Origin of the sequence: Phenylobacterium sp. (assembly GCF_030697925.1) — a bacterium.
Taxonomy (GTDB): Bacteria; Pseudomonadota; Alphaproteobacteria; order Caulobacterales; family Caulobacteraceae; genus Phenylobacterium.
Genome location: NZ_JAUYOJ010000109.1, coordinates 1 through 11,567 on the forward strand (window position 1 = coordinate 1; position 11,567 = coordinate 11,567).

10 protein-coding genes and 2 pseudogenes are annotated in these 11,567 nt (G+C 68.8%); 6 read left to right on the plus strand and 6 right to left on the minus strand.

Annotation, left to right across the window (positions count from 1 at the left end; translation table 11 throughout):
- Positions 1–844: pseudogene (locus tag Q8Q88_RS10485) on the plus strand (integrase); the annotation flags it as partial.
- A gap of 98 nt (positions 845–942) precedes the next feature.
- On the opposite strand, the pseudogene Q8Q88_RS10490 reads toward Q8Q88_RS10485, so the two are convergent.
- Positions 943–1,269 (minus strand): annotated as a pseudogene (locus Q8Q88_RS10490) (DoxX family protein); the annotation flags it as partial.
- Positions 1,270–1,393: 124 nt separating this feature from the next.
- Between Q8Q88_RS10490 and Q8Q88_RS10495 the strand changes: the two are divergent.
- A complete protein-coding gene (locus Q8Q88_RS10495; RefSeq protein WP_305675140.1) occupies positions 1,394–2,059 on the plus strand; it encodes a winged helix-turn-helix transcriptional regulator in 666 nt (221 codons plus the stop codon).
- 82 nt (positions 2,060–2,141) lie between these two features.
- Here the strand turns inward: Q8Q88_RS10495 and Q8Q88_RS10500 are convergent, their stop codons facing one another.
- Positions 2,142–2,516 (minus strand): PRC-barrel domain-containing protein, encoded by a 375-nt coding sequence (locus Q8Q88_RS10500; protein WP_305675141.1) that lies wholly within the window; start codon positions 2,514–2,516, stop codon positions 2,142–2,144.
- 179 nt (positions 2,517–2,695) lie between these two features.
- A complete protein-coding gene (locus Q8Q88_RS10505; RefSeq protein ID WP_305675142.1) occupies positions 2,696–4,402 on the minus strand; it encodes an HAD family hydrolase in 1,707 nt (568 codons plus the stop codon).
- Positions 4,403–4,685: 283 nt separating this feature from the next.
- On the opposite strand from Q8Q88_RS10505, the gene Q8Q88_RS10510 reads away from it, so the two are divergent.
- From Q8Q88_RS10510 to Q8Q88_RS10520, 3 genes are all read left to right on the plus strand, one after another.
- A complete protein-coding gene (locus Q8Q88_RS10510; protein ID WP_305675143.1) occupies positions 4,686–6,164 on the plus strand; it encodes a glycosyltransferase in 1,479 nt (492 codons plus the stop codon).
- An 87-nt stretch (positions 6,165–6,251) separates the two neighbouring features.
- Entirely contained in the window at positions 6,252–6,689 is a 438-nt protein-coding gene (locus Q8Q88_RS10515; RefSeq protein ID WP_305675144.1) for a CBS domain-containing protein, read from the plus strand.
- 87 nt (positions 6,690–6,776) lie between these two features.
- Positions 6,777–7,262: a DUF2267 domain-containing protein gene (locus tag Q8Q88_RS10520; RefSeq protein ID WP_305675145.1), complete on the plus strand. Its 486-nt coding sequence runs from the start codon at positions 6,777–6,779 to the stop codon at positions 7,260–7,262.
- 219 nt (positions 7,263–7,481) lie between these two features.
- Here the strand turns inward: Q8Q88_RS10520 and Q8Q88_RS10525 are convergent, their stop codons facing one another.
- Positions 7,482–7,700, minus strand: a complete 219-nt coding sequence (locus tag Q8Q88_RS10525; protein ID WP_305675146.1) for a hypothetical protein — start codon at positions 7,698–7,700, stop codon at positions 7,482–7,484.
- Between the two features lie 344 nt (positions 7,701–8,044).
- On the opposite strand from Q8Q88_RS10525, the gene Q8Q88_RS10530 reads away from it, so the two are divergent.
- Positions 8,045–8,260 carry a hypothetical protein gene (locus tag Q8Q88_RS10530; RefSeq protein WP_305675147.1) on the plus strand — a complete coding sequence of 72 codons (216 nt, stop codon included), beginning with the start codon at positions 8,045–8,047 and terminating at the stop codon, positions 8,258–8,260.
- A gap of 174 nt (positions 8,261–8,434) precedes the next feature.
- Here the strand turns inward: Q8Q88_RS10530 and Q8Q88_RS10535 are convergent, their stop codons facing one another.
- Together Q8Q88_RS10535 and Q8Q88_RS10540 are read right to left on the minus strand one after the other, a co-directional pair.
- Complete coding sequence (locus Q8Q88_RS10535) at positions 8,435–8,917, minus strand: SRPBCC family protein (protein WP_305675148.1); 483 nt, start codon at positions 8,915–8,917, stop codon at positions 8,435–8,437.
- Positions 8,918–8,973: 56 nt separating this feature from the next.
- On the minus strand, positions 8,974–10,977 hold the full coding sequence (locus tag Q8Q88_RS10540) for a protein-L-isoaspartate(D-aspartate) O-methyltransferase (RefSeq protein WP_305675149.1): 2,004 nt from the start codon (positions 10,975–10,977) through the stop codon (positions 8,974–8,976).
- Positions 10,978–11,567: the final 590 nt, after the last annotated feature.

Genomic DNA, 11,567 nt, shown 5'->3' on the forward strand with positions numbered 1-11,567 from the left:
CCGCCTGGGCCGACGCCCGGCCTTGGTCGCCGAGCGGCATGAGAAGATCTCCGAGGAGAATGGCCGCTACATCGCCAATGGCGCCATGCGCAGCTTGCGGGCGATCTACAACCACGCCCTCAGGAGCAATCCCGATCTGCCGCCGGTAAACCCGGTTAAAGCCGTCGATTGGAACCCGGAAGAGCGCCGCGACACAGGCATGGGCGATCGCGAGACGGGGCGGTGGTTGCATGAACTGCACACCCTGGACAACGCTATCCGGCGCGAGTTCCATTTGCTGACCCTGTTGACCGGATCCCGGCCCACCGCGCTCAAGCACATTCGGATCGAGCATATCGATCTGCGCCAGCGGATCGTCCATATCCCCAAACCCAAGGGTGGCGTCCGCAAAGCGTTCGACATTCCACTCTCGCGCCCGATGATCCTGTGCATGATCCGGGCGATGCGGCTCGGTCGGATATTCTATCCCGAACAGGCGGAGTTCTGGCTGTTCCCGGCCGACAGCGTCAGCGGCCATCTGGTCGAGCACAAGGAAGATCGCAAGGTGCTGTCGAAGTGGGGCAACGATCTTCGCCAGAGCTATCGAACCCTGGCTCAGATCGCCGGCGTCTCCGAACTCGATGTCCATCTGCTGATGAACCATTCTCTGCCGGGCGTGAACGCCGGCTACATCACCCGCGACCGGCTGCTCGGCGGACACCTGCGCAAGCAGCAGGGACGGATTTCCCAGGTCGTCATGGACAGCATTGGGAAGACACCGGACAACGAAATCGCGCGCTGGCTGCGAAGCGGACGCATTGACCCGCGAACCGGCGTGCCTACGGAGTTGTCGCTGGCCGCATAGTCTGTTCGTTCAGCTCGCTCCATCAGGGGCGCCCATCCAAGCGCCAGGCCCTCCGAAGATCCGCCAGGCAGGGTCGTTTCATGCGACGGATGCTCCTGGGTTCGTTTGATATGGAAGAGGCGGTCCAGCGACAGGGAGCCGCCGCCGCGCGCGATCAACGGCAGCAACAGCGCCGCCCAGCTGAGATGGGTCGGCCAGGCGTCGGGGTAGACGAAGACCTGGATCACCAAGGTCATCCCCAGCAGGGCCGCGGCCGACAGGCGCGTCAGGAGCCCAAGCACGAGGAGCGTCGGGAAGAGATGCTCGGCATAGGTCGCCAGATGAGCGGCCAGCTCCGGCGGGATCAGCGGCACGCGGTACTCCTCCTCGAAGAGCGCGTAGGTCCCCGGCGTGATGGTGAGCAGGCCTTCAAGCACCCCATGACCTCCATTCCCGACTTCGTCGTCCTCGAGTCGGGCTTCACCGTGCTGCAGTTCGTGATCGCCGGTCCGCTGATCGCACTTGCGCATCGGAATTGACTGGGCTCGCCGGCCTCTGCGAAAGGGCCTCATGAGCGCGACCCGCTACGACCAGTTCTGTGCGCTGGCCGGCGCGGCCGAGATTGTCGGCGAGCGCTGGACCCTGCTGATCGTCCGCGAGCTGCCGCTCGGGCCCAAACGGTTCAGCGACCTGGCCGAACGCCTCGCCGGAGTCAGTCCGGCCCTCCTCACGTCCCGGCTGGCGGCCCTGATCGACAACGGCCTGGTGCGCCGCGTCGCCCTGCCGTTCAACGTGCAGGCCTATGAGCTGACGGCGAGCGGCCGAGAGTTGCAGCCGGCCATCCGCGAACTGATCCGGTGGGGTGGGCGCTTCCTCTTCCCCATGCGGCCCGACGACCACTTCGAGCCCGACTGGGTTCTGCTGGGCCTCGACGCCGCGCTCCGGCGCACCCCGACCCCGGCGCACCGGATCGGCCTGCGCGTGCGCCATGGCGACGCCGACGCGCTGTTCCTTGTCGAAGGTGGCCAAGGCGGGTCCGCGCTCAGCCGCAGCGAGGAGCACGGTGAGGTGCTGGTCGACACGACCTTCGATGTCCTGCTGCGGATCCTGTCGACCGACCTGCCCTTGGATCGCGCAATAGCCGAGCGGCGAACGACGGTGGAAGGGCCGATAGCGCTGGCTCGGCGGCTGCCCGACCATTTCGACCTGAGCGGGCGTCGTCGACCCGGCCCGTAGGAGACGTTGAGCGAAGCCCGTCGCCTCGTTCACAAGCACGGCGGCGAGATCAGGCTTCGGGGGGGGCCTCGCCTCAGCGGCTCTAGACGTACGGAACCGCCCCATAGGGACCGTAGTAGTCGAACAGGCGCGTGCGCCACGAGTCCCCGGCGCCGAGCCCCTCCAACTCTTCGCGGCTCAGCGACGGCGCAGCTTCGATCTGCGACTTGTCGAGCGGCACAACGAAGCCCCCCTTGTCGGTGTCGTAGTCGAGCATCGACCAGGGCAGCGGATGAAGCCGATCGCCGATCCCGAGGAAGCCGCCAATCGACAGGATCGCATAGATCAGTTGACCCGAGACCTTGTGGGCCGACAGGTCCTCGACATGACCCATGCGATCCCCCGCCGGGTTGAACACCGGCGTCCCGGTCACGCGGCTGGTCATGATCAGGTGATGGGGTGAGGTTTCGGTGGCCATCGATCTCGTCCTGGTTCTGCGCGGCGCGCCCGCCGCCAGGTCGATAACCGCCGGGCGCGGACGGCGTTCCGAGGTCCAGCAGCCGGTCGGAGTTCAGAAACGAGCGTGCGCGCGAAGTCCCGGAGTCGCCGAGTCGTTTCCGGGAACTGCGGCGGCCTGACGACCAGGTCCCGAGCGGCTCAAGGCGCCTTCACAGGGGCCGTGTAGCGCCGTTCAACCATCTCGCGCATGCGCTGGCGCGTCTCCGCGGGATCGTCGCCGCCCTGCAGCCGTTCGGCCTCGTCGGCGAGGTCGTCGTCCTTGATCGCCTCGCGGAACCACAGCGCGTAGTCGCCGCGACGCAGATGATGCAGCCAGGTGGCGTCATCGACCCCGTCGGCCATCTGCAGGAAGATCGTCAGGTTCTGGGCCCGCAGGCGCAGCGCGTCGTCCGGCCCACGGAAGTAGAAGCTCTTGTCCTCGCCCAGCTCGCCCTGCGCGTATTTCCGCGTATGTCGCTGGTGGTCCTGCGTGGGGCGATCGACCTTGATCCAGCGCGGCGGCGCGCCGGACGCGCGATCCCAGAACAGCACCTGGTCCTCGCCGCCCGGTGGCGGCAGCGACGGAGCCCGCGCATCGATGGCCCGGCAGAAGCTCTCGACCACATCCCCGGCCTTCGGCCCCACGCCGATCAGCGTCCGCACATTGACCAGCGCGGCCGGCCGCACTGCGTCCGGATGCACGGTCACATAGATCGCGGACGACAGGACCTTCGGCAGGCCGTCGGGGACGGCTTCGGCGCCGGCCGGCAGCATGTGGTGCGCCTCGTCGATCACCAGCCAGTGCGGCCGCGCGAACCGCGCGCGCAACTCGCAGATCTTTGGGACCAAGGCCGCGAAGAAGCCGGGCCGGTCGCGGACCGGAAGGCCGAGCATGTTGACGACCAGCGGCCGCGTGTCCGGCTTGCGCAGGATGTCGAGCGCCTCGCTCGCGACCGGCGTGTGTTCGGCGTCGCCCAGCACGATCGCGTCCGGCATGTCGTGGTAATCGCCTTCGGGGTCGAGCGCACAGACCTGGAAACCCTGGGCCGCCAGCTTCTCGATGATCGCCGTCGCCAGCGTCGATTTGCCGATGCCGGACGTCCCGGCGATCAGCACCGCGCCGCCGTCGGCCTGAAGCGTCGCCGTCTCGTCGTCGCCGAGCCTGATCCTGCGGCGCTCGGCGGCGGGCCGGGCGAGTGCGGACTCGTCGGCCAGTAGGACGTCGATCACCTCGGCCACGCCTGCGCCGTGGTCGGCCCGCGTGACCAGGTCCGCGGTCGCTTTCACCGCATCGAGCGCATTGGCGACTGCGACCGCGCAGCCGCTGGCGGTCAGGAAGGCGTGGTCGTTCTCGGCGTCGCCGATGGCGATCACGTTGAGCGGCGACAGGTCCAGCGCCTGCAGCGCTGCCGTCAGCCCCGTGGCTTTGTTGACGCCGGGCGGGAGCACCATCACCGCGCCCTTGTTGAAGATGATCTGCCACTCCAAGCCAAGGTCGCGGATGCAGTCGAGCACCGCAGACTCGTTCGGTTCCCAGGTGGCGACGATGCCGCGGCCGACCGAGAGCGGCTGGACACCCCTGTCGGCCAGCGCCCGGACCAGCTCTGGTGGCGGCGGGGCGGCCAGCGGACGCTCCTCCTGGGTGGCGGGGAAATAGAGCAGCGCGCCGTTCTCCGCGACGACGACCTCAAACAGGTCGAAGCGCTCGAAGACCCGTTTCAAGTCCGGAAGGTCCCGCCCCGTGACCATCAGCAGCTTGCGGCCGCTGGCCCTCAGCCGCTCCAGGGCCGCAATGGTCGGCGCGTCGACCAGGCCGTGGTGGGCCAGCGTCCCGTCATAGTCCGTCGCGAAGGCGATCAGGTACATGCCACGGCAAGCGGCCTGGACGGCCCGCGGTTCCCATTGCGCGCCGGGAACCCACGGGCCCGATGTTTGTTGTCATCTTGGATCGAAAGCGAAAGCCAAGATCCCGATCCTGAAAGTCACTCAGAAATGAGAGACGATTTGGACCAGGAAGCCCGACGCGATCCCCCGAAAGGGAGTGAACGCCGGGCTTCGCTGCGCTTGGGCCCTGGCTTAGGCGACGCGCCGATTGAACCGCCGGGCGTGTTGGGGGCTTGAAGCTCCAGGACAACAGGCGGACGACGGCATGGCCCAACTGGTCGAACTGCAGCGCCACATCGCTCTGGACGACTACGAGGGCGTCGCTCAGCTAAGCGACGCCGTTAGGAACCTGCGGCAGGAGGCCGGCCGGCTTGTTCCGATCCTCAAGGATCGCCGCGTGTGGATGGTCAACAGCGCCCGGCAGGGCGGCGGGGTCGCCGAGATGCTGCCCTCGCTCATCGGGCTGATGCGTGACCTCGGCGTCGAGGCCAACTGGCTGGTGATGGAGACCGCCGAACCGGCCTTCTTCCCGCTGACCAAACGGCTGCACAACCTGATCCATGGCCAGGGGGACCCGAACCTCGGGCCGGCAGAGCGCGAGCTCTACGACAGGGTGAGCCGGGAGACGGCGGACGCCGTCCGGGGCCACGTCTCGCCGGGCGACGTCGTCATCATCCACGATCCGCAGCCGATGGGCGCCGGCGCGATCCTGCGCCAGACGGCGGAGGTCGCGGCGATCTGGCAGTGCCACATCGGGTTCGATCGGGACACGCCGGAAACCCAGGCCGCCTGGGCGTTCCTCGCCGCGTACGCCGCGCCCTATGACCGCGCGGTGTTCACCGCGGCGGAGTATATCCCCGCCTGCCTGGCCGGGCGGGCGACGATCATCCCGCCGGCCATCGATCCCTTGAGCCACAAGAACCGCGACCTGCCGATCCACAAGCTGGTCGGGATCCTGGTCGATGCGGCCTTGGTCCCCCCGTTCGGTCCGGTGCTGACGTCGCCGTTTCCCGAGCCGGCGCAGCGGCTGCAGCGGGACGGAAGCTGGGCGCCGGCCTCTCAGCCCGATGACATCGGCCTGCTCTTCCGGCCCATCGTCGCCCAGGTTTCGCGGTGGGACCGGCTTAAGGGCTTCCTGCCGCTCATGGAGGGGTTCGTCGCGCTCAAGCGGAGCCTCGAGGACGGCGACGGCCAGCCGACGCGGCATCGCCGGGCGGTCGAGCTCTGCCGGCTGGTGCTGGCCGGCCCCGACCCGGCGTCGATCGCGGACGACCCGGAGGCTCGCGAGGTGCTGGCGGAGATCGGCAACGCCTATGGGCGATTGGACCCGCCGTTGCAGGAGGCGATCGCCATCCTCTCCCTGCCGATGCGCTCGCAGAAGCACAACGCCTTGATGGTCAATGCCCTGCAGCGTTGCTCGGACGTCGTGGCGCAGAACTCCCTGCGCGAGGGCTTTGGCCTGACGGCGACCGAGGCCATGTGGAAGCGCGTCGCCGTGATGGGCTCGAGCGCCGCCGGCCTGCGCCAGCAGATCCGTCCGGGGCTCGACGGATGGCTGATCGAGGACCCTGAGGATACCGCCGAGATCGCCCGCGCACTGGGCGAGCTGTTGGGCGACCCGCACCGGCGCGAGGCCCTGGCGAGGCGCGCCCAGCAGCGCGTCCACGACGACTTCCTCGTCTTCACCCAGGTCCGCCGCTGGCTCGAGGTCATTACCGAGGCCGCGGGCGCGCGCTCGCGGTGAGGCGGAACATCGCCCGGCAGACGTCGGTTCTCCGTTGGAAGCCGGCGCGAGCCGCCCAAGGCCGCGCCCCGCCCAGGGAGACCCACAATGCACGTCAGCGAATGCATGACCCGCGAGGTGAAGATCGCCAACCCGCAGGAGACCATCTGCGACGCGGCGAAGATGATGGCCGATTGCGACGCCGGCGTGCTGCCGGTCGGGGAGAACGACCGATTGGTCGGCGTGATCACCGACCGCGACATCGCCGTCCGCGGCGTCGCCGAAGGCAAGGGGCCGAACGCCTCGATCCGGGAGGTGATGAGCGCGGAGGTCCAGTACTGCTTCGAGGACGACGACGTCGATCAGGTCCTGCGGAAGATGGGCGAGCTCCAGGTGCGGCGGCTGCCCGTCCTGAACCGTGACAAGCGTCTGGTCGGCATCGTCTCGCTGAGCGACCTGGCGATGAACGGCGCGACGGCGCGTGCGGGCACGGCGCTGAGCGACATCGCCCGGCCCGGCGGGGCGCATTCCCAGACGCGGCACTGATGACCGCACGAAAAGTTCCACCCTGCCGGCCCGCGGGCGCCTCTCGCGTTGGAGGTCGGCGCGCCGGTCCCAAACAGGAGGTTGGCCATGAGCGCCACCGGCTTGGACATCTTCGACAGGACGCTGCAAACAACCAACATCTGGCTGGGCGAGATCATGCAGGAGGTGGGGCCTGACCGGCAGATCGCCTGGAAGGTGCTGAGCACTGTCCTGCACAAGCTCCGCGACCGCCTGCCCGTCGAGCTCGCCGCCCACCTCGGGTCACAGCTGCCGCTCCTGGTCCGCGGGGTGTTCTACGACCAGTACCAGCCAGCCCGGCAGCCCAGCGACTGCAAGACGCTCGAGGCGTTCGTCGAAGAGGTCGCTGAGTGGCTCTCCGACATCCGCCCGGTCGATCCGAATCTGGCCGTCGGGGCGGTGTTCCGCGTTCTTTCGCGCCACGTGCCCAAAGGCCAGCTGGACAAGGTCCGCAGCGCGCTTCCAGGCAGCCTGCGGGCATTCTGGGAGGATGTCGAAGAGGCTGAACAGCGGCGTCCAAAGGATGACGGCCGGGCCGCCGCGGCGGAGATTTGACAGCCATCGCCGGTCAGGCGGTGGCGGCCGCGCCGCAAGCAGCGTCAAACGGAGCACCGCGCGCGGTTGATTGCTGCGCCCAGCCTCCGGCGCGGACGTCCATCTGGGCTCGCAGCGCCGCCGTTCCCATGTGCTTGCGAAGATGCAGGGAGCACTTTCGGCGACCCGGCGCCCTGGCGTCCCGAAAACACATGTCTTGCCCACGAGGGCTCGTCGAACCTAGAGCGCGAAATACCTCTGCGTGGCGACCGTCAGCTCGGACCGGTCCCTGATCTCGACCTTCACCTCGTGACCTGCGCCGCTGAGGTGGATCGCGAGTGATCGGGCGACATCTTCCGCGCGGGCGCCCGACCGGAAATAGGTCGGCTCGATCGGAAGATCGCAATCGACCCACCATCCGCCTGCGGCGGGATGGACGCGCAAGACCACTTCACTCACAGCCGCCTCCCCGTCCAAGTCTCAACCTTGACCCTAAACCCGATCAGCGGCCGGCGCCAACAGTGGAGGTCCGCCAGCGACGGCGCGCGGCTTGTTGGCGCCGGCCGCGACGTCAGCCACGGGCGGGGGAACTGTGCTGAACCGCCGCCGGTTCACAGGGTGGCGGGGCGAGTCTCTGGAGGATGCGCCATGATGCGAACGCTGCCCTGTAGCGCGGCCCTCGCCTTTTCGGCCGGCTTCGCCGCTCAGGCCCAGGGTCCGGCGTCCCAGCCGATCAACCCGCCATCGGCGACCGCGCCGCCGGCGGCGGACGCCGCCGCGACGGCCTCGGCTTCAAGGCGGGGATGGTGGTCAAGGACAGCGCGGGGGTCACCGTCGGCACAATCACCCGGGTCGGCAAGACAGCCGACGGCGCCGCCGCGGTCGCCGTCAACGTCGACGTCGACGGCAAGACGGTCAATCTCGCCAGCTCGACCCTCAACCTGAGCCCGACCGGCGACGCGGCGGTCAGTTCCATGACCAAGGCGCAGATCAAGGCTGCATCCGGACTGCCGGGATAGCGCTGAACGCCTCGCTGGCCAGCCGCGCTGAGCTCTTGGCGAGGAACGCGCCCGGGAAGTGCGAGATGCAGGCCATCACGTGGGTGATCGCCTCGGTGTCGTACTCATCGCCGGACCGGTAGGCCTCGAAGTAGGCGTTCAGCCGTTTCGGCCTGTTCGAGCATGGCCGGCCGCCTACGGGTGAGTGGCCTCGACGATGGCGTCGGGGTTGTGATCCACGACCAGACTGGGCTCGACGCCGTGTTCCAGGAAGACCTTGAGGCCCGCCAGCAGCAGGTTGAAGCCGCCGGTCGAGTCGAGCGCCTGCTTCACGACCTGATCCCCATCGCCGCTGAAGCCCCGCTCGCTCCCGGTCACGAAGGTCTCGTTCCCGCCACGCGGCGCGAAGGTCCATTCGACGGTGTTGCGGGAGTTGTAGCCGTCCCACTCGATGACGATGCGCCGGTTCGCTTCGATCGCCTTCACGTCGACGTTCGTGGAGGCGCCGTACATCTCCCAGTCCCAGCGGACCCGCTTGCCGACCTCCAGCCTCCCACTGCTCCTGCTGAACCAGAATCGGGTCGTGACGGCCGGATCGATGAACGCCCCGAAGACATCGGCGACCGGCCTGCGGACGAGCATTTGCGCCGTCGAGATCGGCGTGTCGTGAATTTCCATCTCGGCTTCCTTTCCTGCCGCGCGGCGATACGTCCGTATGCCGAGCTTTCGCCTCCTCAGAGACCGAACGGCCAGGTCTCTTCCGGGCCCTCGCGCATCCTCGTCGGCAGCGGCGTCACCGCAGTGGTCTCGTCGAACCAGACATAGGCGTCGAACTGCTCCGGAAGGGTGCAGGCCGAGTAGTGGCTCCAGCGCTCGGTCTCAGGCCGGTAGATCACACCGATGAAGCGTTCCAGCCTGGGATCGATGAGTTCCCGGCGCAGCGGTTCATGCACGCCCGCGCGGACGTCCAGCAGGAACCGCCCGATTCCGCTGTCGTGCGCCAGGCGCTCATAGCTGTCCGGGCGTGAGGGATTGACCGGCTTGACCTCCATGGGTGCGTCCCAGTCGCTGGCGCACGCCACCGTGCCGGTGTGCGTCCCGAACCCGATCAGGGCGGCGGCGTCGCCGAACCGCTCGCGGCAGAGCTGGCCGATGTTCAGCTCCTCGCGCACGGCGCCCATCTCGGTTTTGGAGGCGTCGCCGATGTGCGAGTTGTGCGCCCAGACCACTGCCTTGGCGTCCGGGCCCTTGGCGTTCAGGATCGCCTCGAGCGTCTCGAACATGTGGGTGTCGCGCAGGTTCCAGCTCTGCGCCGCGCCATAATACATGGCCCGGTAGTAGGCCTCGGCGCTCTTCACCAGGCGGGCGTTGGCTGTCGCGTCGAGGAAGCTCTCGCCGTCCTGGCCGGTGTATTCCAATTGCCTGTCCAGCATCTCGCGCAGGGTCTTGACCACGCCATCCTCGCAGGCCGCGTAGCCGCGGCTGAGCGCCATGCGGCCATAGGCCTGTGGCTCCTTGGCCCAAGGCGTCAGGCAACCGTAGCGCTGCCGCGCCACCGCCGCGGCCTCGGGATCGACGCGGTCGAGGTAGTCGAGCACGGCGGCGATCGAGGCCGACAGGTTATAGAGGTCGAGGCCGTAGAAGCCGGTGCGGGCGTCGCGGGGCCGGGCCATGTTCCAGACCTGCAGCCAGGCGAGGAAGGCCTCGACATCGGTGTTGCGCCACATCCAGGTCGGGAACCGGCGGAACGGCGGTTCGGTGTTCGGTGGCACGGGGAGGTCGCGGACGTAGCGGTCGAGGGCGGCAGCGTCGGGCCAATCCGCTTCCACGGCCACGATGTTGAAGCCGTGCTGCTCGATCAGCCGTCGCGTGATGGCGGCCCGGGCGCGATAGAACTCACTCGTGCCGTGGCTCGCCTCGCCCAGCAAGACGACACGCGCGCCGGCGAACCGGTCGAAGAGGGCGCCGAACGCCGGATCGTCGAGATCCGGCAACGGTTCGGCGGCGGATCGGATCAGCTCGGGGATGGACTGCGCCGGCGCCGGATCGCGGAAGCTGCGCGCCTCGGCGGGCCGACGCGGCCGGGCGTCCTCGGCCCAGCCGTACTCGCCGATCAGCGGAACGAACATCACCCCGCCAAGGTCCTCCTCCTCGAAATGGGTCGCATCGGTGCGGGTCACCTTGACCAGCCGCTGCTCGCGCTGGCTGTCGCCCACCGGCATGACCAGGCGCCCGCCGATGTCGAGTTGGTCCTTCAGCGTCTGCGGGATCGCGGGTCCGCCGGCGGCGACGACGATGGCGTCGAACGGCGCGACCTCGGGCCAGCCCTGGGTGCCGTCTCCCGTGCGGACCTCGACATTGTCATAGCCGAGCCGTGCCATGCGCTCCGCCGCCAGCCGAGCCAGCGTCTCGTGCCGTTCGATGGCGTAGACGCGTTCGGCGATCCGGCCGATGACCGCGGCGGCATAGCCGGAGCCGGCGCCGATCTCGAGGATATGGTCGCCGGGACGGACGGCCGCCGCCTCGATCATCAGGGCGACGATGTAGGGCTGGGAGATGGTCTGGCCGGCCCCGATGGGCAGCGGCGTGTCCTCATAGGCGAACTCCTGCAGGCCTTCGGGAACGAAGGCCTCGCGCGGCACCTCGCGCATGGCCCCGAGCACATGGCTGTCGCGCACGCCGCGGCGCGCCACCTGCCGCTCGATCATTCGTTCGCGTTCGTGCGCCAGATCCGGCATGGCGCTGCCTCCCGTCGATTCGTATCGACCACCAACGGCGCACGACGGGTCGTGTTCCGGCACGGCCTGCAATCTGGCCGCTCCGTCAGCCGGCAACCCGCCGTGCGGTACAGGGCTGTCCTGCCGGGCCCCGCCCAAGGCGGCGGATGCCGGCTCACAGGAGCGGCGGCGGGTCGCCTGACCGACCGCCGGCGTCAGATCATGGTTGAGTGGATCGCACAGCGCATCGGATCAGGCGATCGGCCGTCCGTCGTCAGGCGTCGGCGGAACGCCCGGCGGCTGTTCCGGCGTTGGGAGGGTCGGCCCATCCGGCGGCATCTCAGGCGGAATCGGAGGCTGGATGGGGTTCGGCGGCAGCGGCTGGCTCATCTTCGCAACTCCTCTGGCGACCTGCAGAACCGGTCCGCTGCCGGAAGGTTGCGGTGGCGGCTGGACGCCGCCGACCGCCGCCCTGGACCCTCGTCGACGCGCGGCGCGTTGGACTGGAAAGGAGGAGCCCATGGCCAAGTCGAAAGCATCACGCCGCCTGAGGGGCCGCCACTCGGCCGACGAAGACCTGCGGGTTCCGTCGGAGCCCGGCAAGCCGCCGC

Bases quoted from the DNA above. Each gene is read 5' to 3' on its own strand.
- Q8Q88_RS10535 (WP_305675148.1), bottom strand. From the start codon at position 8,917: ATGGAAATTCACGACACGCCGATCTCGACGGCGCAAATGCTCGTCCGC.
- Q8Q88_RS10505 (WP_305675142.1), bottom strand. From the start codon at position 4,402: ATGTACCTGATCGCCTTCGCGACGGACTATGACGGGACGCTGGCCCAC.
- Q8Q88_RS10515 (WP_305675144.1), top strand. From the start codon at position 6,252: ATGCACGTCAGCGAATGCATGACCCGCGAGGTGAAGATCGCCAACCCG.
- Q8Q88_RS10540 (WP_305675149.1), bottom strand. From the start codon at position 10,977: ATGCCGGATCTGGCGCACGAACGCGAACGAATGATCGAGCGGCAGGTG.
- Q8Q88_RS10520 (WP_305675145.1), top strand. From the start codon at position 6,777: ATGAGCGCCACCGGCTTGGACATCTTCGACAGGACGCTGCAAACAACC.
- Q8Q88_RS10495 (WP_305675140.1), top strand. From the start codon at position 1,394: ATGAGCGCGACCCGCTACGACCAGTTCTGTGCGCTGGCCGGCGCGGCC.
- Q8Q88_RS10510 (WP_305675143.1), top strand. From the start codon at position 4,686: ATGGCCCAACTGGTCGAACTGCAGCGCCACATCGCTCTGGACGACTAC.
- Q8Q88_RS10530 (WP_305675147.1), top strand. From the start codon at position 8,045: ATGGTGGTCAAGGACAGCGCGGGGGTCACCGTCGGCACAATCACCCGG.
- Q8Q88_RS10500 (WP_305675141.1), bottom strand. From the start codon at position 2,516: ATGGCCACCGAAACCTCACCCCATCACCTGATCATGACCAGCCGCGTG.